The 25,327-nt window shown below is 59.2% G+C and carries 26 protein-coding genes and 1 pseudogene; 15 read left to right on the top strand and 12 right to left on the bottom strand.

The genetic code is table 11. From position 1 onward, the window contains the following. Positions 1-70: 70 nt before the first annotated feature. The gene (locus AC07NR_RS21795; RefSeq protein ID WP_495079444.1) at positions 71-970 is read right to left on the bottom strand and encodes a DMT family transporter; all 900 of its coding nucleotides are present in this window, start codon (positions 968-970) and stop codon (positions 71-73) included. Between the two features lie 436 nt (positions 971-1,406). Here AC07NR_RS21795 and hcnA point away from each other — a divergent pair, with 436 nt between their 5' ends. From hcnA to hcnC, 3 genes are read left to right on the top strand one after another with little or no spacing between them, the layout of a single operon-like run. After that, complete coding sequence (hcnA, locus tag AC07NR_RS21790; protein ID WP_096822653.1) at positions 1,407-1,721, top strand: cyanide-forming glycine dehydrogenase subunit HcnA; 315 nt, start codon at positions 1,407-1,409, stop codon at positions 1,719-1,721. After that, complete coding sequence (gene hcnB / locus AC07NR_RS21785) at positions 1,718-3,127, top strand: cyanide-forming glycine dehydrogenase subunit HcnB (RefSeq protein ID WP_495079443.1); 1,410 nt, start codon at positions 1,718-1,720, stop codon at positions 3,125-3,127. Before hcnA ends, hcnB begins: the two co-directional genes overlap by 4 nt. Next, entirely contained in the window at positions 3,120-4,379 is a 1,260-nt protein-coding gene (gene hcnC, locus AC07NR_RS21780; protein ID WP_495079442.1) for a cyanide-forming glycine dehydrogenase subunit HcnC, read from the top strand. The genes hcnB and hcnC overlap by 8 nt, the downstream gene beginning before the upstream one ends. A 45-nt stretch (positions 4,380-4,424) precedes the next feature. Here hcnC and AC07NR_RS21775 read toward each other — a convergent pair whose 3' ends face one another. Beyond that, positions 4,425-6,233: a monovalent cation:proton antiporter-2 (CPA2) family protein gene (locus AC07NR_RS21775; protein WP_114883912.1), complete on the bottom strand. Its 1,809-nt coding sequence runs from the start codon at positions 6,231-6,233 to the stop codon at positions 4,425-4,427. Between the two features lie 163 nt (positions 6,234-6,396). Here AC07NR_RS21775 and AC07NR_RS21770 point away from each other — a divergent pair, with 163 nt between their 5' ends. Then, the gene (locus AC07NR_RS21770; protein WP_102622005.1) at positions 6,397-7,311 is read left to right on the top strand and encodes a LysR family transcriptional regulator; all 915 of its coding nucleotides are present in this window, start codon (positions 6,397-6,399) and stop codon (positions 7,309-7,311) included. Here the strand turns inward: AC07NR_RS21770 and AC07NR_RS21765 are convergent. From AC07NR_RS21765 to AC07NR_RS21750, 4 genes are all read right to left on the bottom strand, one after another. Next, on the bottom strand, positions 7,301-8,068 hold the full coding sequence (locus AC07NR_RS21765; protein WP_248740784.1) for a substrate-binding domain-containing protein: 768 nt from the start codon (positions 8,066-8,068) through the stop codon (positions 7,301-7,303). The genes AC07NR_RS21770 and AC07NR_RS21765 overlap by 11 nt on opposite strands. Before the next feature lie 13 nt (positions 8,069-8,081). Then, positions 8,082-9,374: an MFS transporter gene (locus AC07NR_RS21760; RefSeq protein ID WP_305833870.1), complete on the bottom strand. Its 1,293-nt coding sequence runs from the start codon at positions 9,372-9,374 to the stop codon at positions 8,082-8,084. A gap of 158 nt (positions 9,375-9,532) precedes the next feature. Continuing rightward, positions 9,533-10,582 carry a M48 family metallopeptidase gene (locus AC07NR_RS21755; protein WP_495079441.1) on the bottom strand — a complete coding sequence of 350 codons (1,050 nt, stop codon included), beginning with the start codon at positions 10,580-10,582 and terminating at the stop codon, positions 9,533-9,535. A gap of 24 nt (positions 10,583-10,606) precedes the next feature. Then, complete coding sequence (locus AC07NR_RS21750; protein WP_085711616.1) at positions 10,607-11,203, bottom strand: LemA family protein; 597 nt, start codon at positions 11,201-11,203, stop codon at positions 10,607-10,609. Positions 11,204-11,411: 208 nt separating this feature from the next. On the opposite strand from AC07NR_RS21750, the gene AC07NR_RS21745 reads away from it, so the two are divergent. Together AC07NR_RS21745 and AC07NR_RS21740 are read left to right on the top strand one after the other, a co-directional pair. After that, entirely contained in the window at positions 11,412-11,720 is a 309-nt protein-coding gene (locus AC07NR_RS21745) for an RcnB family protein (RefSeq protein WP_085711544.1), read from the top strand. Positions 11,721-11,876: 156 nt separating this feature from the next. Beyond that, a complete protein-coding gene (locus tag AC07NR_RS21740) occupies positions 11,877-13,574 on the top strand; it encodes an ATP-dependent nuclease (RefSeq protein WP_495079440.1) in 1,698 nt (565 codons plus the stop codon). 50 nt (positions 13,575-13,624) lie between these two features. On the opposite strand, the gene AC07NR_RS21735 is transcribed toward AC07NR_RS21740, so the two are convergent. Further along, entirely contained in the window at positions 13,625-14,701 is a 1,077-nt protein-coding gene (locus AC07NR_RS21735) for a diguanylate cyclase domain-containing protein (RefSeq protein WP_495079439.1), read from the bottom strand. 142 nt (positions 14,702-14,843) lie between these two features. Here AC07NR_RS21735 and AC07NR_RS21730 point away from each other — a divergent pair, with 142 nt between their 5' ends. Then, positions 14,844-15,182 (top strand): FKBP-type peptidyl-prolyl cis-trans isomerase, encoded by a 339-nt coding sequence (locus AC07NR_RS21730; RefSeq protein ID WP_007952931.1) that lies wholly within the window; start codon positions 14,844-14,846, stop codon positions 15,180-15,182. Positions 15,183-15,268: 86 nt separating this feature from the next. On the opposite strand, the gene AC07NR_RS21725 is transcribed toward AC07NR_RS21730, so the two are convergent. Further along, entirely contained in the window at positions 15,269-15,550 is a 282-nt protein-coding gene (locus AC07NR_RS21725) for a hypothetical protein (RefSeq protein ID WP_495079438.1), read from the bottom strand. 10 nt (positions 15,551-15,560) lie between these two features. After that, the gene (locus AC07NR_RS21720) at positions 15,561-15,932 is read right to left on the bottom strand and encodes a DUF6124 family protein (protein ID WP_495079437.1); all 372 of its coding nucleotides are present in this window, start codon (positions 15,930-15,932) and stop codon (positions 15,561-15,563) included. 584 nt (positions 15,933-16,516) lie between these two features. Between AC07NR_RS21720 and AC07NR_RS21715 the strand changes: the two genes are divergently transcribed. The 4 genes from AC07NR_RS21715 (at position 16,517) to dmeF (ending at position 18,549) form a co-directional block, all read left to right on the top strand. Beyond that, complete coding sequence (locus AC07NR_RS21715; protein WP_065258430.1) at positions 16,517-16,840, top strand: type II toxin-antitoxin system RelE/ParE family toxin; 324 nt, start codon at positions 16,517-16,519, stop codon at positions 16,838-16,840. Positions 16,841-16,843: 3 nt separating this feature from the next. Beyond that, positions 16,844-17,155 (top strand): helix-turn-helix domain-containing protein, encoded by a 312-nt coding sequence (locus tag AC07NR_RS21710; protein ID WP_114883906.1) that lies wholly within the window; start codon positions 16,844-16,846, stop codon positions 17,153-17,155. 180 nt (positions 17,156-17,335) lie between these two features. Next, entirely contained in the window at positions 17,336-17,611 is a 276-nt protein-coding gene (locus AC07NR_RS21705; protein WP_096822565.1) for a metal/formaldehyde-sensitive transcriptional repressor, read from the top strand. Positions 17,612-17,622: 11 nt separating this feature from the next. Continuing rightward, positions 17,623-18,549 carry a CDF family Co(II)/Ni(II) efflux transporter DmeF gene (gene dmeF / locus AC07NR_RS21700; RefSeq protein WP_119427132.1) on the top strand — a complete coding sequence of 309 codons (927 nt, stop codon included), beginning with the start codon at positions 17,623-17,625 and terminating at the stop codon, positions 18,547-18,549. On the opposite strand, the gene AC07NR_RS21695 is transcribed toward dmeF, so the two are convergent. Continuing rightward, the gene (locus tag AC07NR_RS21695; RefSeq protein ID WP_495079436.1) at positions 18,546-19,646 is read right to left on the bottom strand and encodes a cytochrome P450; all 1,101 of its coding nucleotides are present in this window, start codon (positions 19,644-19,646) and stop codon (positions 18,546-18,548) included. The genes dmeF and AC07NR_RS21695 overlap by 4 nt on opposite strands. 79 nt (positions 19,647-19,725) lie before the next feature. Here AC07NR_RS21695 and AC07NR_RS21690 point away from each other — a divergent pair, with 79 nt between their 5' ends. The 3 genes and pseudogenes from AC07NR_RS21690 to AC07NR_RS21680 form a co-directional block, all read left to right on the top strand. Next, positions 19,726-20,484 (top strand): ArsR/SmtB family transcription factor, encoded by a 759-nt coding sequence (locus tag AC07NR_RS21690; protein ID WP_495079435.1) that lies wholly within the window; start codon positions 19,726-19,728, stop codon positions 20,482-20,484. An 85-nt stretch (positions 20,485-20,569) separates the two neighbouring features. Next, the gene (locus AC07NR_RS21685) at positions 20,570-21,790 is read left to right on the top strand and encodes a putative DNA modification/repair radical SAM protein (RefSeq protein ID WP_495079434.1); all 1,221 of its coding nucleotides are present in this window, start codon (positions 20,570-20,572) and stop codon (positions 21,788-21,790) included. Then, a pseudogene (locus AC07NR_RS21680) lies at positions 21,787-22,605 on the top strand (TIGR03915 family putative DNA repair protein); the annotation flags it as partial. The gene AC07NR_RS21685 and the pseudogene AC07NR_RS21680, both read left to right, overlap by 4 nt. Positions 22,606-22,628: 23 nt before the next feature. Here the strand turns inward: AC07NR_RS21680 and AC07NR_RS21675 are convergent. Continuing rightward, entirely contained in the window at positions 22,629-23,237 is a 609-nt protein-coding gene (locus tag AC07NR_RS21675) for a LysE family translocator (RefSeq protein WP_495079433.1), read from the bottom strand. 106 nt (positions 23,238-23,343) lie between these two features. Here AC07NR_RS21675 and AC07NR_RS21670 point away from each other — a divergent pair, with 106 nt between their 5' ends. Beyond that, positions 23,344-24,222 carry a LysR substrate-binding domain-containing protein gene (locus AC07NR_RS21670; protein ID WP_495079432.1) on the top strand — a complete coding sequence of 293 codons (879 nt, stop codon included), beginning with the start codon at positions 23,344-23,346 and terminating at the stop codon, positions 24,220-24,222. Positions 24,223-24,274: 52 nt separating this feature from the next. Here the strand turns inward: AC07NR_RS21670 and AC07NR_RS21665 are convergent, their stop codons facing one another. Next, a complete protein-coding gene (locus AC07NR_RS21665; RefSeq protein ID WP_085711531.1) occupies positions 24,275-25,294 on the bottom strand; it encodes a branched-chain amino acid aminotransferase in 1,020 nt (339 codons plus the stop codon). Between the last annotated feature and the right edge of the window lie 33 nt (positions 25,295-25,327).

The following is a 25,327-nucleotide window of genomic DNA, read 5'->3' as shown; positions in this document are numbered from 1 at the left end:
AAACGGGCGCGTCAGTACGCTGCAGAGACTGCTCGAAAATAGCGATCAAATGAACGGGAAAGGCATCACCTCACGAAGGTTCATGCACCAGGGTGCGTTTTTCCTTCGGTGGTTTTTCCGGCGATAGTTGCGACAGTAGCGTGCCGGCCAATATGAGGGCGCAACCGGCCAGCTCTTTCGGGCCAAGTGATTCGTTCAATATGAGCCATCCGGCAACCGCTGCAAACACGGCTTCAATACTTAGAATGATTGCACTGTGCGCTGCCTTTATATGCCGCTGGGCAAGTACCTGTAAGGTGAAACCGATGGCAACAGACAATACTCCACCATATAAGAGCGGGATTTTGGCGTTGGAGATCATCTCGAAAGAAATCGGCTCCGAAACCACGGCGATGGCCAGGGAAAGTACAACGCAGGTTCCGGACTGGACAACGGCCAGTCTGATAGGTGGAAGCCGATGTCCGAACGTCGACAATGCAATGACTTGAAAAGCCCAGAAAAATGCACTGGCCAGTGTCAATAGATCGCCGGGGTTGACACTAAGGTTGCCATGAACACTGAGAAGATAAAGTCCCATCGTCGCCAGGGCTACACCGAACCAGACGCCGGAGGAATATCGATGTCCGAAGAAACTGCACAATATCGGAACCAGCGCTACATACAATCCGGTAATAAAACCGGTGTTCGCTACAGAGGCGTACATCAACGCAATTTGTTGAAGGTTTATTCCTCCGAACAATATCAGGCCAATCACGATCCCCGATGACCAGTCTTTCCACGAAAGCGGCCGGGTATTTTTTTCAAAAAAAATAAAGGGAAGTATCAGCAGGGTCCCGAGCGCGAAGCGTAATCCCGTATACCAGAAAGGCCCGATTGAACTCATGCCGATCTTTTGCGGAACAAACGCACAACCCCAAATCACAGCGGCCGCCAACAACAAAATGTTTGACGTGATTACTTTTCTGTCCATAGAAAATACGGTCGTCCATCGAGAAGGTAGCCGATTATAGGCGGGGCGTTTTTGTCGTCAATTACAGTTAAGTGGACTTTTAATCGGAGTCGTCTCCCGGATTTAAAATATCCTTTAAAAATAACAGGTTGGATCCAATCCTGTGTTTATGCCATTTTTTCATATGTTTAGGCGGCTTTCAGAGCAGGCTCGGCTGTCCCCGGAAAGCGGTGCATTTCACTGGCATGGATCAATATTCGTCCCGACGATATCCCCTAACGTAAAAGAACCCGGCCCTTGCCGCTGGATCGACTACATTGCTTGCGCTCGCACTTTGCTGCGCAGACGGAGTAAGCCTGTTGGCACGATAGAGAGGAAAATCCCACGTGCCGGCGAGGTGTAGTGCAGCAAGGAGCTGTTTCAACCTCACCTGAACTTTTCACGGATGATCATCGCAATGCACTGCCTAGAAAGAACCTTCGATATCCAGCCCTTGGCGCAGGCGGATATGACTGTCCACATCAACGGCCAACCGGTCACCGCCGCCATCGGCGAAACCGTGCTCAGCGTCATTCAGTCTCTCGGCGTGCGCCAGGTCGCGCGCAACGATCACAACCAGATCAGTGGCGCCTATTGCGGCATGGGCGTGTGCCAGTGCTGCCTGGTGAAAATCAACGGCCGGCACAAACGCCGCGCCTGCCAGACCGTGGTGCGTGACGGCATGCACATCGAAACCCAGGCCAACCGCATTCACGGCCAGGAGGCGCTATGAGCCAGCATCCGTTAATCGTCGGCGGCGGCCCGGCGGGGATGGCGGCGGCCATCGAACTGGCGCGCCATGGTGTGCGCAGCACATTGCTTGAAGAGGCGTCGCGCCTTGGCGGCGTGGTTTATCGCGGGCCGCTGCGTGACGGCGTGCAGCTGGATTACCTGGGGCCACGTTATTCAGAGGCGCTGAGCAAATTGCACGGCGACTTTCAGGAGCAGGCCGGGCTGATCGACGTGCGCCTGCATCACCGGGTGGTCGGCGCCGAAGGCACCCGCTCGCTGGTGGTGCTCGATGGCGATGAGCGCCTGCATGAAATCAGCTATCCGCAACTGGTGATGGCCGCCGGTTGTCACGAGCGCAGCGTGCCGTTTCCCGGCTGGACGCTGCCGGGCGTCATCATGCTCGGCGGCCTGCAATTGCAGATCAAAAGTGGCGTAGTCAAGCCGCAGGGGCCGGTAGTCATCGCCGGCACCGGGCCGCTGTTGCCGCTGGTGGCGACCCAGCTGCACGCGTCCGGCGTGAGCGTGGTCGGCGTCTACGAGGCCTGCGCGTTCGGCAAGATTGCCAAGGAAAGCCTGGCGCTGCTCAACAAGCCGCAACTGTTCCTCGATGGCTTGAGCATGCTGGCCTACCTGAAACTGCACGGCATCCCGATGAACTACGGCTGGGGCGTGGTCGAGGCGCACGGCGAAGGCGAACTGAAAAGCGTCAGCGTGGCGCCGTACTCGGCGACGTGGGAGCCGGACATGAGCCGCGTCGAGCGCTTCGAAGCGAAGACGCTGGCGGTCGGCTACGGCTTCATTCCGCGTACTCAGTTGAGTCAACAAATGGGCCTGGATCACGGCTTCAGCGACGACGGTTACCTGCGCGCCAATGCCAATATCTGGCAGCAGAGCAGCGAACCCCACGTGCATCTGGCTGGCGACATGGGCGGGATTCGCGGCGGTGAAGCGGCGATGCTGGCCGGCAAGATCGCCGCCACTTCGATCCTGCTGCAACGCGGCGTGCTGGAAGAGGAGCTGGCGCGGGTCCGTCGCGACCGTTACCTGAGCAAACTCAAAGCCATCGTGCGTTTCCGCGCGGCGGTGGATCGCTACACCGAGCGTGGTGTCGGGCAAATCGCATTGCCGGCTGCCGACACGGTGATCTGCCGTTGCGAACACGCGACCCGCGCCGACATCGACCGCGCGCTGGAGCAGGGCGTGCAAGACATCGCCAGCCTGAAAATGCGCACCCGCGTGAGCATGGGCGACTGCCAGGGGCGGATGTGCGTCGGCTATTGCAGCGACCGCCTGCGTCAGGCCACCGGGCGCAAGGATGTCGGCTGGCTGCGGCCGCGTTTTCCGGTCGATCCGATTCCTTTTTCCGCGTTCCAGTCCCTCGGCACGGAGGCCGTTTCCCATGAGTAAGTTCTATGACGTGGTCATCGCCGGCGGCGGTGTGATCGGCGCGTCCATCGCCTATCAGTTGTCCAAGCGCAAAAACCTCAAGGTCGCGATGATCGACGCCAAGCGTCCGGGCAACGCCACCCGCGCGTCGGCCGGTGGCTTGTGGGCCATCGGTGAGTCCGTGGGGCTGGGTTGCGGGGTGATTTTCTTCCGCATGATGTCGGCCAACCGCAAGCGTGAAACCCAGGGCGCGGCGGTAGCGGTGGACTCCAGCACGCCGCACATCCTGCCGCCGTCGTTCTTCGATTTCGCCTTGCAGTCCAACGCGCTGTACCCGGCGCTGCACCGTGAGCTGAAGGACAACCACGGGATGGATTTCAAGTTCGAGAAAACCGGGCTCAAGTTCGTCATCTATGACGATGAGGACCGGTTGTACGCCGAGCATATCGTCGGCTGCATTCCGCATCTGGCGGATCAGGTGCGCTGGCTCGATCAGGCGGCATTACGCGAATCCGAGCCGAGCGTCAGCCATGAAGCGCGCGGTGCGCTGGAGTTTCTCTGCGACCACCAGGTCAGCCCGTTCCGCCTCGCCGACGCCTACGCCGAAGGCGCCCGGCAAAATGGCGTGGACATGTACGTCAACACCAACATCACCGGCGTGCTGCATCACGGCTCACGGGTGACCGGCGTGCAAACGGCGGAAGCCGGGGTGTTCCACTGCAAGACCCTGATCAACGCGGCGGGCGCGTGGGCTGCAGACTTGAGCGAGTGGGCCACGGGTATTCGCATTCCGGTAAAACCGGTGAAAGGCCAGATCCTGCTGACCGAACGCCTGCCGAAAATCCTCAACGGTTGCCTGACCACCAGCGATTGCTACATGGCGCAGAAGGACAACGGCGAGATCCTGATCGGCAGCACCACCGAGGACAAAGGCTTCGACGTCACCACCACCTGGCCGGAAATCGCCGGGCTGGTGCAGGGCGCGGTGCGTTGCCTGCCGGAGCTGGCGGACATCAACCTCAAGCGCACCTGGGCCGGGCTGCGGCCGGGTTCGCCGGATGAGTTGCCGATTCTCGGGCCGATGGCCGGGGTGGAGGGTTACCTGAACGCCTGCGGGCACTTCCGCACCGGGGTGCTGACGTCGGCGATCACCGGGGTATTGCTGGACAAACTGGTCAACGATGAACCGCTGCCGCTGGATATCACGCCGTTTCTGGCGGACCGGTTTGCAGTAGCGCCCGAGAAGGAGGAGCGGGCGCTGGAGATGGCCTGATCAGAACCTTCCCGCGCATTGCACGGGAAGGCTTGATGGCGGGGCTCAGGACTTGCCGGACTGTTCTTCCAGTTGATCCGACTCGAACAGTCTGGCCAGTTCCGCCCGCGCTTCCTGGGCGGTCTGCAGGACTTTGGCCGCATCGTCGTAGACCGCGTGTTGAGCCTCGAGCACCTGTTCGTCATGGTGCTTGAAACGCTTGATCCGCGCGTCGGCCTGGGCCTGGGTCAAACCTAGGCCGACCAGTGTGCGACGGCTCATTTCCAGACTGGAGTAATAGGTCTCCCGGATCGGATCGGCCCCCACATCCACCAACCGATGAACGTGCTGCCGGTTACGGGCCCGGGCGATGATCTTCATGTGCGGGTAAAGCTTGCGCACGATCTCGGCGGTCTTGATGTTGGTCTCCGGATCGTCCGTGGCAATCACGAAATATTCCGCTTCCCCGACCTTGGCCGCACTGAGGATTTCCGGGCGCATCGGGTCGCCGTAGAACACCGGAACGCCGCCGAAACTGCGCGACAGCTCGATGGTTTCCACCGAGGTGTCCAGCGCCACGAACTTGATGTTCTGCGCCCGCAGGATCCGCGCCACGATCTGACCCATCCGGCCCATGCCGGCAATCACCACCCGTGGGGTTTCGGTGTCGATCTGGCGAAATTTCTCCGGCACTTCCACTGGCTGCACCTTCGGGCTGACCAGCCGTGCGCAGATCAACAGCAGCAAGGGCGTCACCGCCATCGACAGGGTGATGGTCAGCACCAGCAAGTCGTACAGACGCGGTTCGAACAGACCCTGATCGCGACCGATCTTGAACACCACAAAGGCAAACTCACCACCCGCCGCCAGCACGATGCCAAGGCGAATCGCACTGACTTTGCTCAACCCGCCAGCCAGACGCCCGACCACAAACAACAGTGGCAACTTCAGCGCAATCAGCAACAGCGTCAGCCCCAGCACCGTGATCGGCGCGCTGAACAACAGGCTGAGGTTGGCGCCCATGCCGACGCTGATGAAGAACAGGCCCAGCAGCAGGCCTTTGAACGGTTCGATCTGCGCTTCCAGTTCATGGCGATATTCCGAGTCCGCCAGCAGCAGACCGGCTAGGAAGGCGCCCAGCGCCATCGACACACCGACCATGTCCATCATCCACGCCGTGCCGATCACCACCAGCAACGCGGTGGCGGTGGAGACTTCCGGCAGACCGGTTTTCGCCACGATGCGGAACACCGGGCGCAACAGATAGCGCCCGCCGATCACCACCACGGCGATGCTGCCCAGCACCTGCAAACTGTGGCGCACATCGTCGGCGGTGCTGGTGTGGTGATCGACGCCCGCGAGCATCGGCACCAGAGCGATCAGCGGGATGGCGGCGATGTCCTGGAACAACAGAATCGCAAACGCCAAGCGACCGTGGGGACTGGTCAGTTCCTTGCGCTCGGCGAGGCTTTGCAAGCCAAACGCAGTGGACGACAGCGCCAGACCGAGGCCGAGCACAATCGCACTGTTCAACGGCTGGCCGAACACCGACAGCGCCAGCACGCCGATCACCGAACCGGTCAAAAGCACCTGCGCCAGACCGACGCCGAACACCGATTTGCGCATCACCCACAAGCGTCGCGGCGACAGCTCAAGACCGATGATGAACAGCAGCAACACCACGCCCAGCTCCGAAATATGGCTGACGCTCTGTGGATTGCCGATCAGGCCCAGCACCGACGGGCCGATGATCACCCCGGCAAACAGATAACCGAGCACCGCGCCCAGTTGCAGGCGCTTGGCCAGGGGAACGGTGAGCACGGCCGCGAACAGAAACACGACAGCGGCTTGCAACAGATTGCCTTCATGGGGCATGAGCGGAACTCCAGTAACGCGGTACGGCGGGGGGCGACAAGGATAAAGGCTGAAACGATTACAGATCTACCGCAGACCCTGCTTGAGCACCTGTGCTCCTGTAACAATTTGCATCAATTGGTTACATTTATAGCCCCAGCGAATCAATCCTTCCGAGTCTCCCATGGCCATCAACTTCGACCTCAACGACCTGCAAGCCTTTCGCGCCGTGGTCGAGCAGGGCAGTTTCCGCAAGGCCGCGGACACCGTGCGCATCTCGCAACCGGCCTTGAGCCGACGCATCGAAAAGCTTGAAGACGCCCTCGGCGTGAAGCTGTTTGAGCGCACCACGCGCAAGGTCAGCCTGACCCAGGCCGGGCGTGGCTTCATGCCGAGTGTCGAGCGTTTGCTGGATGATCTTGATGTGGCTTTGCTCGGCATCAGCGAAGTCGCTTCCAACCGGCAGGGCCACGTCACCGTCGCTTGCGTGCCGTCGGCGGCGTATTACTTCATGCCACGGGTGGTCGCCCGCTATCACCAACAGTTCCCGCGTATCAAAGTCAAAGTCCTCGATTCCAGCGCCCACGACGTGCTCACGGCGGTGGTCAATGGCGAGGCGGATTTCGGCCTGAGTTTCATGGGCACTCAGGAGGCGGGCGTGGATTTCGAGCCGCTGGTGCAGGAGAGCTACGTGGTGGCCTGTCGTCGCGATCATCCCCTGGCCGGGCGCAGCAGCGTTAGTTGGGATGAGTTTTACCAGCAGGATTACATCTCGCTGGACAAGACGTCGGGTAACCGTTTCTTGCTCGATCAGGCACTGGCCAAAGTGGTGCCGCAACGGCCGAGCATCTGCGAAACCCTGCACGTGACGACGATGATCGGACTGGTGGAAGCGGGACTGGGTGTGGCGGCGGTGCCGTTGATGGCGATGCCGGCGGCGGATCATCCGATCCTGACGCGGGTGCCGCTGACGGATCCGCAAGTGATGCGCAGCGTGGGCATCATCAAACGCCGGGGTCGTACCCTGACCCCGGCGGCACTGGAACTGGAGCGGCTGGTGGTGGAAATGAAGGTCCAGCCGCCGAAGGTCAGCGCTTGACCGAATCCAGTCCGGTGGCCTGCACGTCGGCCTGGGCGGCAGGCGCGGCCAGATAGGCGAGCAACGCCTTGGCTTCCTGCGGATGCTGCGCACCCACTGGAATCCCCGCCGCGAAACGCGTTACCGACTGCACCGATTCCGGGATCTTCCCGACATACGTCACGCCCGGCACCGGCAGCAACTCGCTGACCTGCTGGAAACCCAGTTGATAGTCACCGGTGGCAACCACCGAACCTACCGGGATTTTCGGGATCATCTTCGCCTTCGGCTTCAACTGATCTTCGACGCCGAGCTTCTTGAACAATTGCTGCTCGATGTACACGCCGCTGGCACTGTCCGAGTAGGCCACCGACTGCGAATCGAGCAGGGTTTTCTTCAGGGCGTCGACGTTGCTGATGTCCGGTTTCGGCGCGCCTTCGCGCACCACCAGGCCAATCCGCGAATCCGCCAGTTCCACCCGCGAGGCCGGGTCGACCTTGCCTTGTTTGATCAAGTCGTCGAGGGCGTAGCCGACCATGATTACAACGTCGGCCTGTTCACCCCGGGCCAGGCGATTGGGGATCGCCTCCGGGGCCTTGCCCATCGACGGGCCGAGGATGGTGTCGAGAGTGTTGCCGGTGTTCGCGGCGAATTTCGGGCCGAGGATTTTGTAGGCGGCGGTGAAGCCGCCGGAGGTCATTACCCGCAGTTCCTCAGCTTGAGCAAATGCGCTGAAGGCGAGGAGGGCGAGGGCGGTCAGATTGAAGAGCTTCTTCATGTTGGCTGGCTCCTCAAGCGACTGCAGGTTGCAGACGACCGCCCGCACGGCGATACAGATACAGCGTCGCGCACAACGCACACAGCGCGCCGACACTCATCCAGTAGCCTGGCGCAGCCTTGTCGCCGGTGTACTGGATCAGGAAGGTCGACATTGCCGGTGTGAAGCCGCCGAAGATCGCGGTGGCAAGGCTGTAGGCCAACGAGAAACCGGCCACACGAACCTCAACCGGCATGATCTCGGTCAGCGCCGGAATCATCGCGCCGTTGTACATGCCGTAGATGAACGACAGCCAGAGCAGCGACAGCAGCATGTGGCTGAAGCTCGGCGCCTGCACCAGATACGACAGCGCCGGATAAGTGGTCGCCAGGGCCAGCAGCGACATGGTGATCAACAGCGGACGACGGCCGAAACGGTCCGACAACGCGCCGCCGATCGGCAGCCAGAAGAAGTTCGAAACGCCCACCAGCAGCGTCACTAGCAACGCATCCGAGGTGCTCAGGTGCAGCACGGTTTTACCGAAGGTAGGCGCGTACACAGTGATCAGGTAGAACGCGGTGGTGGTCAAGGCAACCATCAACATCCCGCCGATGACCACGACCCAGTTCTGGCCGAGGGTGCGGAACACTTCTTTCATGCTCGGGCGATGCTTGCGGGTGGCAAACTCTTCGGTTTCTGCCAGGTTACGACGCAGCAGGAAGATGAACGGCACGATCATGCAGCCAACGAAAAACGGAATCCGCCAGCCCCAATCGGCAATCACATCCGGTGCCATCCACTGGTTCAAGGCAAAACCCAGCGCGGCGGCAACGATGATCGCAACCTGTTGGCTGGCCGACTGCCAGGCAGTGAAGAAGCCTTTACGGCCCGGTGTGGCGATCTCCGAGAGATATACCGAAACGCCGCCCAGTTCCGCACCGGCCGAAAAGCCCTGCAGCAACCGCCCGATCAGCACCAGCGCCGGGGCAAACAGACCAATGGTTTCGTATCCGGGCACCAGCACAATCAATATCGTGCCGCTGGCCATGATCGACAGGGTGACGATCAAACCCTTGCGACGACCGACGTCATCGATGTACGCGCCGAGCACGATAGCCCCCAGCGGACGCATCAAAAAGCCTGCGCCGAACACCGCGAACGTCATCATCAGGGAAGCGAACTCACTGCTCGCCGGAAAGAACACCGCCGCAATCTGCGTGGCGTAGAAGCCGAACAGAAAGAAGTCGAACTGTTCGAGGAAGTTACCCGAGGTCACCCGGAAAATGGCACCGGCCCGCGAGCCGCCGTGTGGGATTGAGGCTGTCATCGAAAAATACTCCACCGCTTTTATGACGTGCGCGACGGGGAGGCGGCGCACGGTTTTTATTGGGGCGGATAGTGGCGCAGGGGGATCAATCTGTTAATTGCATAGTTGGTATGGATTGATGCGCGAGACGGATCAATCCAAACCGAATGGCAGCCTCTTTATTGAAGTGGTGCAGCCGTCTCCTGTTTCTTCGCCGGCGCACCCGGTGCAGTGGTGGTTGTAAAGTTGCCATCCCACTGCGGATCGATCCGACGAATGCGCACGCTCAGATCAGGGTGTGACGCAAACATCCGGCTCAGCAGGCCTGATCCGCCCGTGCTGAAAAACAAATGACTGAACTCGGCGGCACGGGGGGAGCTGATGACGGAGCCTTGTTTATGGGCACCGATTTTTTTCAGCGCGCCGACAATGCTTTGCGGATTGCGCGTGTATTGCACCGCGCTCGCATCGGCGAGGAACTCACGCTGGCGACTGACCGCTGCCTTGATCAAACTCCCATACAGATGCCCGACAAATCCGGCCACGCACAGTGCGAATCCGAGCGCAAAAACTACCAGCATCAGCCGCACGTCGCGTTTGTCGCGCTTGAGCAGACTGGCCATTATGTAAGTACCCGCCAGCCCCAGCACCAACAGGCCGTGCACCACCGCCACCAGTTGCGTATTGAGGCGCATGTCACCGTTGAAAATGTGGCTGAATTCGTGGGCAATCACCCCTTGCAGTTCTTCCCGGGTCAGCAGCTTCACCGCGCCACGGGTCACGCCGATGGCCGCATCCTCCGGTGTAAGTCCGGCCGCGAAGGCGTTGATGCTCTCGTCCGGCAACAGGTACACCGCCGGCACGCGGGTGCCGGAGGCAATCGCCATTTCTTCGACGACGTTCATCAAGCGCTGCTCGTCCAGCGTGTGCGCATTGCCGTTGAGCAGGCGGCCACCCAGTTTCTCTGCAACGACTTTGCCGCCAGCTCGCAGTTGCCGGTATTTCAGCAGGCCGCCAATCACCACGATGCCGCTGATGAACGACGCGATGACGGCCATCGCCAGAAAGGCATCTGCCAGCGTGCCGGTGCCACTCAAGTAATCTTCAAAACCATTGAAAACGAAGGGCAGGGCGGTCAGGAAGACCAGCGAGACAATCGACAGAATCATCATGTAAACCAGCCGTCGGGTCTGGTTGCGAGCCTGGGTTTGTCGTTCAAAGAAACTCATCGGGCCATCCATGGAAAGCAGAAATCAGAAAGAAACCTTGGGTGCGGTTTTGATCGCCAGCGTATCCGCAAACTTCAGCGGCACGGCGTCATCGCGATGGCCAAAACTGGCTGCCAGCAGCACCGCAGGAAAGCTCTGTTTGAGGGTGTTGTAGGCCATGACTGCGTCGTTGAAGGCCTGGCGCGCGAAACTCACTTTGTTTTCGGTGCTGCTCAGCTCTTCGCTCAGTTGCTGCATGTTCTGCGAGGCCTTGAGTTCCGGGTAGGCTTCCAGGGTCAGGTTCAATCGACCCACGGCGCTGCTGAGTGCGCTGTCCGCCAGCCCCAGTTGTGCGATGTGCTGGGCATTGCCCGGTTTGGCCTGCGCAGCTTCAAGTCCCGCCACGGCTTCATTGCGCGCAGCGATCACCGCTTCCAGGGTTTCGCGCTCATGGGCCAGATAACCCTTGGCGATACTGACCAGATTGGGGATCAGGTCGTAGCGGCGCTTGAGCTGCACTTCGACCTGGGCAAACGCGTTCTTGATCTCGTTGCGCCGGGCAACGAGCTTGTTGAAAAGACTGACAGCGTAGAGGCCCAGAACCGCAAGCAGCACCAGATTGACGATGAGGTAGATTTTCACGGTGATGTCCTTGTTCACTCGGCGGGGGCGCGCGGGATCTTATCGTAAATGGTGGCCATTGGCTGTAATTGCCATGCAGCGGGGGAACCCCGGATGGTGCTCCGGGGCGCGACTACAATCTCAAGTCCCGCATCATCAAAAAACAAGGAATGATTCCCGAACCCCGCAGTCGGAGTTCAGGTATCACACATCTGAAGGAGGTTCACCGATGAACAACAAGACCCTGATCGCCAGCCTGGCCCTCGTCGCCGGCATCGCCGGGATCACCCCACTCGTTCAAGCGGCGCAACCCTCGACTGACACCGTCGAACGCTCGCCCACCGACGGCCGCGAACTGAAGGTCAACGACCGCGCCCCGGACGTCTACCAGCGCAGCGAAAAAGCCATCAAGAACTGGAAACAGAAAGGCCTCAAGCAACCCGACCCTCAGGCGCAGTGGGTGCAGATGAACGACAAGTACGTGATGGTGATGATCACCAACGGGACGATTGTGGATATCAAGCCGGTGGAGCGTTAGCCGCTAGCTTGACATCGCGGGGAAAGTGCAGCTTGCGTTTATGTGACTGGCCCGCGATGGCCCCCGGCTGAAGGGCATCAGTAATCAATACGGTAATTGGATATATGCATTGAAATGATGGCAGAATGCCCTTTTGTTGGATTTCAATGGATTGTCATGAGTATAAATTTCGGGTTTTCCGTAAAAGACTATAAGTGTTTCAAATCTCGTGGGGCAAGTGTTCATTCTGTCAAAAATATTAACTTGTTGGTGGGGCGTAATAATGTTGGTAAGTCAACGTTTTTAGAGGTGCTGGATACACTTTGTAAACCAGAAGGGTGGAATGAAAGTCCTTTTTCTGAAATTGAGCTATTTGAAACAATTACCGATGAGGTGTTTTCTAAAATTGATTTCGATGGCCCTTTATATGAGGAGGATGAAGAGAGTGTGAAGGCTGATCATTGCCACCTTAAAGGTGCGGTGGTGAGTTATTTGCAACGGGAAGACAGTGCTCGATATTTGGGGGTTGATCGTGAGGTTTCTCCGGAGGAAAGAGCTGGGCTAGAGGAACGGTATTCTAGCAATTTGTTTCGTGATGAAGTTGATGGTACGTATTATGTTAGTGATCAGGTACTTTGTAAGAAGCACGTGAGGTTGCGAGCGGATCGCGATATTGTTCCTGAATATGATGATGAGAAGGCAGCGTTTACAAGCAATGGTGTAGGTGCGACTCAGATAATTCATGCTTACTCTCATTACTCTGAGCTTGACAGGGAGCTTATTGCCAAGACGTTGCTTGGGGCGCTGAACGAAATTTTTAGTCCTGATACTCGTTTTGTCGAGATAACAACAAAATACAACAAGACGGGTGGCGTATGGGAAGTCTATTTATCTGAACAAAATGCAAAGCTCTACCCGCTTTCTCAATCAGGCAGCGGACTGAAAACGATAATTTTAGTGTTGTTAAATCTTTTGGTTCGTCCCGCTTTTGAAGGAGGTAAGGTAGAAGATTATATTTTTTCATTTGAGGAGCTGGAAAATAATCTTCATCCCAGCCTGCAACGAAGACTGTTCCAGTATTTGGAGAGTTTTGCGGTAAGTAACGACTGTCATATGTTCATAACAACGCATTCGAGTATCGCCATTGATGTATACAGTCATTCAGAGCATGCGCAAATTAATCATATTCAGAAAGATAATGGTGAGGTGGTTGGTTCTGTAGTTAGCAGTAGCCTGCACGGGTATGGAATGCTGACTGATTTGGGTAACAAGGCAAGTGATCTTCTGCAAGCAAACGGGTTGATTTGGATTGAAGGCCCGTCGGATCGAATTTATATGAATAAATTTATCCAGATCTGGAGTGGGGGCAATATTCGCGAGGGAGTGCACTTCCAGTATGCAATGTTTGGCGGCAGCTTGTTGTCTCACTTCGATATGTCGCTGCCTTCGCAGGAAAACAGGGAAGCGCTTAGCGTTCTGCGGATAAACAAGAATGCTATTCTTGTTTGCGACGGTGATCGTAGAAGTGAGGGAGCAGAACTCAAAAGCAGGGTGTCTAATGCCAAGAAAATGCTTGAGGGTTCCGGAGGTTATGCATGGGTCACTCAATGCAGGGAAATTGAGAATTACATTCCGCTGGAAGTATTTCAAACGGTGAATGGCTTAGGCGATGTTGATGATATTGGCATGTTTGAAAGCATTAACGAGTATCTTAAGAAACATAATGTGACCAAGGCGTTTGAATATACAAATAAAGTTGAAAAAGCCAAGTCGTACGTTAAGTTGTTTACCCGAGAAAACTTGAATTTTCGACCGGAAATCAATGAGCGTATGGTCGAAATTTGTGAACGTATTCGAAATTGGAATTTTATGTAGCCAGGAAGTTTCTCGCCGTAATTCATTTGTAGACGATGAACACGTGAGCCTCATTCCACAAACGTTTGTCTCAGCGTCTGCCCGCCACCCAACCGATACTGATTGTTCCCGCTGCGCTTGGCCTCATACATAGCCAGATCCGCAATATGCAGCAACCGGTCCATCGTCGGCGCATGGTCGGGGAATACCGCCACGCCGAGGCTGGTGCCGATGTGGCGTTGTTCGTTGCCGATGGTGATGGGCGGGGACAGTTCGATGAAGATTTTCTGACAAATGCTGCGGGCTTCGTCCTGCAGGTTCAGGCCGGGGGCGAGGCCTTGCAGGATGACCACGAATTCATCGCCGCCGATGCGGGCGACGGTGTCGCTGACCCGCAGTATGCGTTTCAGCCGGGTGGCGGTGGTGATCAGGACGCGGTCGCCGGCGGCATGGCCGTAGCGGTCGTTGATGCTTTTGAAACCGTTGAGATCGATGAACACCAGCGCCACCCGGGTCTCGGTCGCGCGGGCATGTTCCAGTGCTTCTGACAGGCGTTCTTCCAGCACCAGTCTATTGGGCAAACCGGTCAGCGGATCGAAGTGCGCCAGGTGCTGAAGGTAACTGGCCGAGGCCTTTTCTTCCGTGATATCGCGCACCACGCCCATCATCTTGATCATCGCGTCATGATCGTTCTTCACCACGTTGCCGGTTTCCCGCAACCAGCGGATCGTGCCGTCGGGCCAGACCACGCGGTATTCCTCGTCGTGATTCTCACCGGTTTCCAGACAGCGCAATTCCCCGGCGCGTACCTTGGCGCGGTCGTCCGGGTGCACGCAGGAGCAGAACAAGGCGTAGGAGGGCGTCACTTCGCCGATCTTGAACCCGAACATGCCGAAGATCGCGTCCGACCAATAGAGTCGATCCGTGTCGACTTCCCAATCCCAGGTGCCGATCCGCGCAAAATACTGGCTGCGCTTGAAGCGCTCGGCATCGCCATCCTGGTGGATGTTCTGACCTTCGGCGGCGCGAGTGAGCAATTCACGGTATTCGGCAAGTTGCCGGCGCAGGGCACGCTCGCGGCGAATCAACACGGCGATCACGACCATCAGCACAACGACAAGGGCAAAGCCGATCCAGAGTTGAGTCATTCAAGCATCGCTGACATGGCGTATCGATTCGGAGTTGGTGGCGGGTGGCTATCATTCATCACGGCCAACGCTGGGTCAAACGGTTGCCAATGTCCGGCATTTCTGGGAAAACGGCGGCCAGCGGAACAATAGAGTGAATGTTATGAATGATGAACTGCAGATAATCGATCTTCAGCCCGGCGACGGAAAAGCCGCCGTCAAAGGCGCATTGATCACCACCCAATACACCGGTTGGCTGGAAGACGGCACCGAGTTCGATTCGTCCTGGAGCCGGGGCAAACCGTTCCAGTGCGTGATCGGCACGGGCCGGGTGATCAAGGGCTGGGATCAAGGGATCATGGGCATGCAGGTCGGCGGCAAACGCAAACTGCTGGTGCCGGCGCATCTGGGGTACGGCGAGCGGACGATGGGCAAGATTCCGCCGAATTCGAATCTGGTGTTTGAGATTGAGTTGCTGGAGGTTTTGACGCGGGAGGATTGATTGCTCCCGCGTTACAGCTGACGCCATAAAACCCGCTGCCTCCGATCACGGAGCAGCGGGTTTTTTCTTGCCTTTTACCTGAAACGTTACGCAGCCATCGCCATCTCATCCAGCGTCGCGGCAACCGTGCTGGTCAGGCTCGGAAATCTGCGTTTGACGCTTTGGAGTACCGGCATGACGCGGTTCCGGTCCAGTTTGCCGTGATCGCGGGCGAGCTGGACGAGGGCCTCTAGGGCGGCGGTGACGATGGATTTTCGTTCGCTTTCGAGCAGGAGCAGACAGGCCTTTTCGGCCCATTGGCTGTCTTTTTCGTTGAGGCCGATGGAGATCAGGGCGGCGACGACGTGTGCATCGGATTTGCTTTCCATGGAGTGTTCCTCAGGTCGTGGCATCGAGAGTGTCCAGCGCCCGGTTCACGGCGAGTTCGCCACACATCACCACTTGGGCGATGCCCAGCACGGTACTGCGGTAGGGCGGGTCCAGCAGCGCGGCGAAGTCGCTGAGCATCACACCGGCCGAAGCCATCGATTCGCAGGCGTGGGCCAGCAAGGCATGTTGATCGATGTGGGGGGCGATGAGGAACATGCGGCCGGGGCAGTGCTGTTTCGGGGCGGTGGGTTTCAGGTAATGATCGAGGGCGCGCTCGGCGGCTTCGTGGAGTTTTTTTGAGTCGGCGGAGGAGTAGGGCGAAGTCGGGTCGGACTCGTTGGGTGCGTCTTTTTCGGGTGGATCGGGTACGTGTTTGAACATTCGGGAAAGCCTCAAAGTGATGCCGACACCACCTCGCGACTAAACGAATAGGTGGCAGCTGTACGCAGGTTAGTCGACCGGCGACTTCCCAAAACCGGCGCACTCGAGGGTGCCCTGCACACAGCCGCCATAGAGTGCAGATGAAGGTCACCTGACTATCTGGAGCACATGTAAAGTTTTGAGAAATCATCGAGCGACTAAACCCGTTCACTGACCATTCAGTGATGCGAATCAAGTTACCGACGCCCTCAAAACCGCACAAGCCGGCGGATTCTGGCGTAGTTGTAGGCAAAGGCGCAAGGCAATGTAGCCTCCCGGATGGGGGCAAAATGATGCGCCATTTTTCGGTCCGCCATCGCGAGCAAGCTCGCTCCCACAGGAGTTCTGTGTCGGCTTGTCAGGTGTGCCGGCTCGCGCATTTCTGCTTTGTGATACCAAATGTCAGATAAGCCAATTCAAACTTGATTTATATCGGTTTCGATATAGTCTGCTGGTATGTGATCGCTGCCATTCCTTGCAACACACCGCCGCGACACGATTCCGTCCGGGCTATTACGCTTTTCTTTCCAACACAGGAGAAGCCAATGCCAAGACACAAGGACGTGGTGTTTGTCGGGAGTGCGCTCAAGGATTTGAGAGCTTTTCCCCTCGATGCTCGCAGAGCTGCAGGATTCCAACTGGATCTGTTGCAACAGGGCGACGAACCCTTTGACTGGCGCCCCATGAAAACAGTCGGGCGGGGCGTCAATGAAATCAGAATCACCGAGGATTCAGGGGCGTTTCGAGTGTTTTATGTGGTCAACCGGCCTGACGCGATTTATGTGCTGCACGCCCTGCAAAAGACCACTCGCAAAACCGAGACGCGAGACATAGAACTGGCACGGGCCAGATACCAGGAAATAGGTTGAACCATGACGGATCATCAAAACTCTTCCCAGCGTTTCGCAAGCGTCTGGGATGCACTGGAAGACACGCCGCAGGAAGCGGCCAACATGCGCCTGCGGGCCAAACTGATGCGCACGCTGTGCGAAACGATTCGTGCCTGGGAGCTTCCGCAGAAGGAGGCGGCCAAGCGTCTTGGCATCACTCAGCCGCGCCTCAACGACGTACTCAACGGCAAAATCGACAAGTTCTCTCTGGATGCGCTGGTCAACCTGTCGGCCGCAGCGCAACTGGACGTAGACCTCTGCTTCTCGTCGTCCCCGCCACTGCAATGGGCCTGACAGACGAGGGTTCCCAACAGCCCTGCCTCTGAAAAACCTTCCAGAGGCGGCGCCGTCTGACGCGCCGCCTCACTCTTCCACATCAAGATCTCAAGCCGCGACGGACGGTCGAAAGCAGGCCTTGCTCCTTTCGGTCGGAACAGCGACTATGCTCGCCATATAGGGGTAGGGGGTATAGGTATGTCGCACACACATGAACACAAAGGCGAGTTGCTTAACCGCGTCCGGCGCATTGCCGGGCAGGTTCAGGCAGTTGAACGGTCGCTGGAATCCGAGGCCGATTGTGCCAAGACGTTGCACCTGATGGCGGCGATTCGCGGTGCGGTCAACGGTTTGATGGAGCAGTTCATCGAGGCCCATGCCCGCGAGCATGTCGCCCATCCCGACCTCAGCGACGAAGCCCGCGCCCAGGGCGTGGAAGAGTTGCTGCAAGCCATCCGCCGTTATTCCAAGTGAGCACCGACACCATGAATCTGACGACTCGCTCTGACGACTTTTCCCACGATCACCAGTTCCTCGGTGCATCCCACGACGACAACGCCCGTCGCACCTTGTGGGTGGTGGCGCTGACGTTCGTGATGATGATCGGCGAAATTGCCGCCGGTTATCTCACTGGCTCCATGGCGCTGCTGGCCGACGGTTTCCACATGGCGACCCACGCCGGCGCCTTGGGCATCGCGGCGGCGGCCTATGGTTTTGCCCGGCGCAATGCCAACAACCGCCGTTACAGTTTCGGCACCGGCAAGGTCGGCGATCTGGCGGGTTTTGCCTCGGCCATGGTGCTGGGGCTGGTGTCGCTGGGCATTGCCGGGGAATCGGTTTTCCGTCTGTTCGAGCCCACCAGCGTGGCGTTCGGCGAGGCAACCTTGATCGCCGTGGTCGGCCTGGGCGTCAATCTGCTCAGTGCGTTTTTGCTGGCCGGTCATCATGGGCATCATGACCACGGCCATAGCCACGATCATGGTCATCACCACCATCACGACAACAACCTGCGTTCAGCCTACGTGCACGTATTGGCGGACGCGTTGACGTCGGTGCTGGCGATTGCCGCGCTGCTGGCCGGTCGTTATCTGGGCTGGGTGTGGATGGATCCGGTGATGGGCATCGTCGGTTCCATCGTCATCGCCAAATGGGCCTGGAACCTGATGCGTGACAGCGCCGCCGTGCTGCTCGACACCACCGATGAACCGGTGGCCGAGGAGATCCGCGAACTGCTGGAAACCTCCGACGACGTGCGCATCAGCGATTTGCACGTCTGGCAGGTCGGCCCGCAGGCGCGGGCGGCGATTGTCAGCGTGGTGGCGGCTGCCGGCGTCACGGCAGAAGCGATTCGCGAGCGGCTGGCACCGGTGCATGAGTTGTCGCACCTGACCATCGAATTGCGCAGCGCTTAAGGCTGTACTTCGCTGAACAGCGGAATTCGCCCGTTCAGCGAAGGGCGGTAGTGCCAGGTGAACCGGCTCAGGTCGATGTCATGGGCGAGGATTTCACTGACGGTGGCGCTGGCAAGGGTCAGCGCCAACCTTTGCCCCGGGCATTGATGCCGGCCGCTGCCGAACGTGAAGCTGCGGCGGTTGGGGCGATCTGGCAGAAATTGATCCGGGTTTTCGTTCAGCTCCGGGTCGCGATTGGCCGAGGCGAGCAACACCAGAATCTCGTCGCCTGCTTCAAGTCGGACGCCGTCGATTTCGCAGGTGTTCGCGACAAAACGTCGGGTGTTCTGCACCGAAGGATCGAACCGCTGCACTTCGGCGAGCAGCGAATCCACTGCGGTGTCGCGTAATTCAGGCTGACGCTGCAACGCCACCAGCGCATTGCCGATCAGGCCGGCGGTGGCTTCAAAGGTCTGCGAGCAGAGACCGATGAGGTTAGCGATCAGCACGTCCTCTTCGCCTGAAAAGCGTTGCTGAATGTCGGCGAGAAACGGGTTCGGATCTGCCAGTAATTCAATGAAGTAACCGTGCAATTGCTCCGCCGCTCGATGGGCTGCCGCCAGTTGCAGTTCATTGCTCAGTGGCGAAAGACACACTGCAAAATCTGCGGTCAGCTCACTGATCGTCCGCGCTTGTGCGGGGGTGAAGCCGAGCAGGGCGGCAACCACGCTCACCGGCCCACGAAACATAGCCTTATATAGGCCGTCGGCATCGTTTGTGATCAGCCGCGCGGACACCAGCGCCATGATTTTTCCCTGATCAATCAACCCCAGCGGTGGCTCAATGGCCGAACGCGGGCAGCGCTGAGCTTCGCCATCATTCATGCGCATCAACTGGCCAAACACTTTTCCTGCCATTCCATCAGCGATCGCTTTAGGCACCGGCTCCTGCACCGGACGCACCCGGCAATCCGGATGCGCCAACACCGCGCAAACCGCTCGGGCACTGCTGGCTACCCAAAGTTTTAGTCCGTGATGAAAGGTCAGCCCGTCCGCCGCGCGCAGTTCGGCGTAGTAAGGGTAGGGATCGGCGTGAGTCGCAGCGATGATCGGGTCCATGGATCGCAACCTTGTCGGTGGGGAAAGTGTTGCTACTATCTCCAGTCCTTGGGGGCGATGATTCGTCCGGGAGCGAAATATGCACGCAGAACATCCAGACATCGGCGTCTCGCAAGTGGCCGCGGCCATCGCGGAGCCGGCGCGAACCAAAATGCTGTGCTCGCTGATGGACGGCCACGCCCGCACCGCCACGGAGCTGGCGACCCTCGCCGACGTCAGCGCCTCCACCGCCAGCGCACACCTGGCCAAACTCAAGGACCTGGCGCTGGTGCGCCTGCACGTGCAGGGCCGCCACCGTTATTACAGCCTCGCCGACAAGCGCGTGGCCCAGGCGCTCGAAGCGCTGATGGTGATCGGCCAGAACCCCGCACCGACCTTCAAGCCGCATACGCCGGACCGTCTGCAATTCGCCCGCACCTGCTACGACCACATGGCTGGGACGCTGGCGGTGTTGCTGCATGACCGGTTGCTGGAGGGCGGCTGGCTGGTCGAAACCGATGAGCAGGCGTATCGCTTGAGCGAGAGCGGAGAGGCGCTGTTCGAAGGGTTGGGAGTCGAGGTCAGGGATCTTTCGACCTTGCGCCGACGTTTTGCCTGCCCGTGTCTGGACTGGAGCATGCGCCGGCCGCATCTGGGTGGATCGCTTGGAGCGGCGCTGTTGCAGACCGCGTTGAAACGCAAATGGGTGGCGCAGGATCTGGACAGCCGGGCGCTGACTTTGACGGCGGCGGGGCGTAAGGAGATGACGGCGCGGTTCGGGGTGAAATGGCCCGATATGACGCAGCCTGTCTCCGTGCGTAAATCCCCGGCCATCGCGCCCGCCAGCCGCGTGCAGTAAGCGCGACCGACGAAGGGTCGTTTTACGCCTTGTCGCCCGTGGACGGACTCTATACTGTATATGCGAACAGTATAAGGTCCATGCCATGCAACTCATCGACAAGCTCAGCATCCTCGCCGACGCCGCCAAGTACGACGCCTCCTGCGCCAGCAGTGGCGCGCCCAAGCGCAGCTCCGAGGGCAAGAGCGGGCTGGGTTCCACGGATGGCATGGGCATCTGCCACAGCTACACGCCGGACGGGCGTTGCGTGTCGCTGCTCAAGGTGCTGCTGACCAATTTCTGTCTCTACGACTGCCAATACTGCGTCAACCGACGCTCCAGCGATGTTCCCCGTGCGCGTTTCACGCCAGAGGAAGTGGTGGCTCTCACGCTGGATTTCTACCGGCGCAATTGTGTCAGCGGATTGTTCCTCAGCTCGGGGATCATTCGTTCGGCGGACTACACCATGGAGCAACTGGTGCGCGTCGCGAAGCTGTTGCGTGAAGAACATGAATTCCGTGGCTACATCCATCTCAAGACCATTCCCGAAGCCGATCCGGCGCTGATCGAAGAAGCCGGGCGTTATGCCAACCGCTTGAGCGTCAACATCGAATTGCCCACCGATGCCAGTTTGCAGACGCTGGCGCCGGAGAAGCAGATCGGCTCGATCAAACAGGCGATGAACACCATCTACACCGGCGTGCAGACCGTGCTCAACGAACCCCGCGCCCCGAAGTTCGCCCCGGCCGGGCAGAGCACGCAGATGATCGTCGGCGCCGATGACACCGACGATAGCACCATCCTCCACAGTGCCCAGGCCTTGTACGGCAATTTTCGCCTGCGCCGGGTGTATTACTCGGCGTTCAGCCCGATTCCCGACAGCCCGAAAAGCGTGCCGCTGGCCGCGCCGCCGCTGATGCGCGAGCACCGCTTGTATCAGGCTGATTTTCTATTGCGCGGTTATGGCTATACCGCTGGTGAATTGCTTCAGGGGCCGGGCAATCTGGCGTTGGACATCGATCCGAAACTGGCTTGGGCGCTGCAGAATCGCGAGGTGTTTCCGCTGGATCTCAATCGCGCCGAGCCGGCGTTGATTTCACGCATTCCAGGCATTGGCCTTCGCACAACCGAGCGTCTGGTGGAGCTGCGTCGGCAGCGGCGCATCCGCTACGAAGATGTGGCCCGCATGCGCTGCGTACTGGCCAAAGCCAAGCCATTCATCATCACCAGTGACTATCACCCGCAGCAGGCGGAAGTCACCAGCCAGATGCTCTATCAACAGTTGCGCGACCGGCCGATGCCGCAGCAGATGGGGTTGTGGGGATGATCAATCTCGATTGCGACGACCTGTTCGACACCTGGCGCCTACAGGCCCGCTGGCTGCTCAGCCATGAAATCGATCCGAGCCTGGTGAGCTGGGCGTCGGAAGGGGTGAGTGATTTGTTTGCCAGTGATGTGTCGGTGCCTGAAGGGCAGGGGCCGTTTCAGGCGCGGATTCCGCGTGCGTTGCTCGACACTCTGGAACAAGCGTCGCGATATCGTGGCGATCAGCGCTGGAGCCTTTTGTATGAAGTGTTGTGGCGAGTCAGCCATGGCGATCGCACGGCAATGATGGCCGGCGACAAACTGGGCAGCGAGTTGCAGCGGCGGATCAAGCAGGTGCAGCGCGAAGCCCATCATCTGCATGCATTCGTGCGTTTCATCGAGCGTCCGCCAGAGTTGCCGGGCCCGCAATACGTCGCGTGGCACGAACCGGCCCACGACATCCTGCGCAGCGCCAGCGAACACTTCATCGGCCGCATGGGGCGCCATCGCTGGCTGATCGCTACGCCGCGGGACGGGGTTTATTACGATGGCGAACAGTTGATCCATCAGCGCCAGTGTCCGCTGGAATGGCAGCAACTGGCGCAGAACGTCGACGATCCGCAGGGCGAGTTGTGGCTGGCGTACTACAGCCACATCTTCAACCCGGCGCGGTTGAACGAGAAGGTCATGCAGGGGCACTTGCCCATGCGTTTCTGGAAGAACCTGCCGGAGGGCGAATTGATCCCCGGATTGATTACCCAGGCGCGCATGGGCAAGCAGCAGAACGGGCAGGCTGGCGGCATCGCCGGGCGTGGCGGAAAGCGCATTGCGTTGAAACAGGTCGAGAATCCGCTGTCCGTTCAGCGCGTCGCCGAAGCCATTAACAGTCCAAATCCGGCAAAGGTCACCCCCGAGACTTTCGCCGTCAGCCAGGACCCTTTCGGGCTCGAGAGCCAGCCTTTGGCGGCATTGGCGAGCAGCGCATAACTGCCGTGCACCAGAATCACCAGTACGGCGTAAGAAGCCACCAGTTTGAAGAACTGCGGAAGGAAAGCCTGTGCGGTGTCGATGAACTGCGGGAACACCGCCAGAAAGAAGAAGATGGCTTTGGGATTGAGAAACTGCAGGGACGCGGCTTCCAGAAAGCGGTAGCTCGGGCGGGAAGGTCGGACGTCTTGCAGGGTACGGAAACGATCCGAACGCCAGCTCTTGAAACCCAGATACAACAGGTACGCGGCGCCGGCGTATTTCAGCACAGTAAAGGCCGTCGCCGAGGCGCTGAGGATCAGGCCGACACTGGTTGCACTGACGGCGGCAACCACGAAGGCTCCCGAGGCAATCCCCAGAATCCCCGGCACTGCGCCGATCCAGCCCAGGCGCACGGCGTTGGACAGGGTCAGCACCACGCCCGGGCCGGGGCTCAAAATGGTCAGGGTGGCGAAGAGTACAAAGAGTCCGTAGCTGTGCATGTCTGGCTCCGTCGGGGCGCGGGGTTGGGCGTGCGAGCAGATTGGCGTGGCGACGAACGTGTGACAAACGCTTTAAATGCAACGCATACGTGACTAAATTAGACCCATGAACAAATTACTCCCGCCGCTCAATGCGGTTCGTGCCTTTGCGGTCGCCGCCCGTCACCAGAGTTTCACGCTGGCGGCCGAAGAACTGCACGTGAGCCACAGTGCCGTCAGCCGGCACATCAAATTGCTTGAAGAACACTTGGGTGTGTTGCTGTTCGAGCGGCGCATCCGGCAATCATTGTTGACGCCTGCCGGCCAGCGTTTTTATCAGCAGGTCAGCGCCGGTCTGGCGCAGATCGCCGATGCGGCTGCAGAGTTGCGGCAGCAGGCCGCACGGCCGACAGTGACCATCAACACCCGACCGTCCTTTGCCCAGTTGTGGCTGATGCCTCGGCTGGATGATTTCATGGCAGAGCACCCGGACATCGAACCGCAGGTGATCACCCAGACCCGCTCTCCGGATCCTGCGCGAGACAGCTTCGACATCGTCATCCGCCGTGGCCGTGACGACTGGGCACCGACCATCGAATCGCACGCGTTGTTTGAAGATGAATTGCTGATGGTGGCGGCGCCCGAGCTGATCGAGCGAATCCCCTTGGCGGACCTTGCGGATCTGGGCCGGCACACCTTATTGACGGTCAGAGCCCGACGCGAAGACTGGCACCACTGGGCGCTGCGTTTTGGCCAGAGTCAGAGTCCCAGCCAGGAGATTCATCAGTTCGATTACATGCATCGAGTCATGGAGGCTGCCGTGGCGGGCGAGGGCGTCGCATTGTGCCCGACCACGTTGCTGGGCACGCATCTGTCGAGCGGTCGACTGGTCTGCCCGTTGCCCGATCTGCGAATGCCGCTGCCCCGTTATTACTACGGCGTGGCGCCGCAGGCATCTGCCTCGGCCCAGGTATTTCTGACGTGGCTGCAAAAACAGACCCCATGAAAAAGCCCCCATCGATTTCTCGATGGGGGCTTTTGTGCATCTGGGCGTCAGATCAAACCTTGACGATCCAGCCCGCTGGCGCTTCGACGTCGCCGGTCTGTACGCCGGTCAGCTCTTTGTAGAGCTTCTGGGTCACAGGGCCGACTTCGGTTTCACTGTGGAATACGTGCAGGTGGTCGTTGTAGCTGATACCGCCGATCGGGGTGATCACCGCAGCGGTACCGCAGGCGCCGGCTTCTTTGAAGTCCGACAGCTTGTCGATGAACACGTCGCCTTCGACCACTTCCAGGCCCAGACGGGACTTGGCCAGTTCGATCAGGGACAGACGGGTGATGCCCGGCAGTACCGATGGCGAGTTCGGGGTCACGAACTTGTTGTCGTGGGTGATCCCGAAGAAGTTGGCCGAACCGACTTCCTCGATCTTCTTGTGGGTCAGCGGATCCAGGTAGATCGCGTCAGCGAAGTGCGCTTTCTTGGCCTGGGAACCCGGCATCAGGCTGGCAGCGTAGTTGCCACCGACCTTGGCGGCACCGGTGCCTTGTGGCGCGGCGCGGTCGAAGCTGGAGATCTGGAAGTTGTGCGGGGTCAGGCCGCCCTTGAAGTAGGCGCCGACCGGAATCGCGAACACCGAGAAGATGAACTCCGGCGCGGTACGCACGCCGATGTTGTCACCCACGCCGATCACGAACGGACGCAGGTACAGCGCGCCGCCGGTGCCGTAAGGCGGGATGAAGCGCTCGTTGGCGCGAACCACTTCCTTGCACGCTTCGATGAATTGCTCGGTGGACACATGCGGCATCAGCAGACGGGCGCAGCTGCGCTGCATGCGGGCGGCGTTCTGGTCCGGACGGAACAGGTTGATCGAGCCGTCCTTGCAACGATAGGCCTTCAGGCCTTCGAAGCATTGCTGGCCATAGTGAAGGGCAGTGGAGCCTTCGCTGATGTGCAGCACGTTGTCTTCGGTCAGGGTGCCTTTGTCCCACTCGCCGTTGCGAAAGTACGACAGATAGCGTTTGTCGGTCTTGATGTAGTCAAAACCCAGCTTGTCCCAATTGATGCTTTCGTTACCCATGACACCCTCTATCACTTAACAACCGTCGAAACG

This window comes from Pseudomonas sp. GW821-FHT09C09, assembly GCF_059418105.1.
Note: the sequence above shows the minus strand (reverse complement) of the source record. Positions and strands in the feature narration are given on the sequence as shown.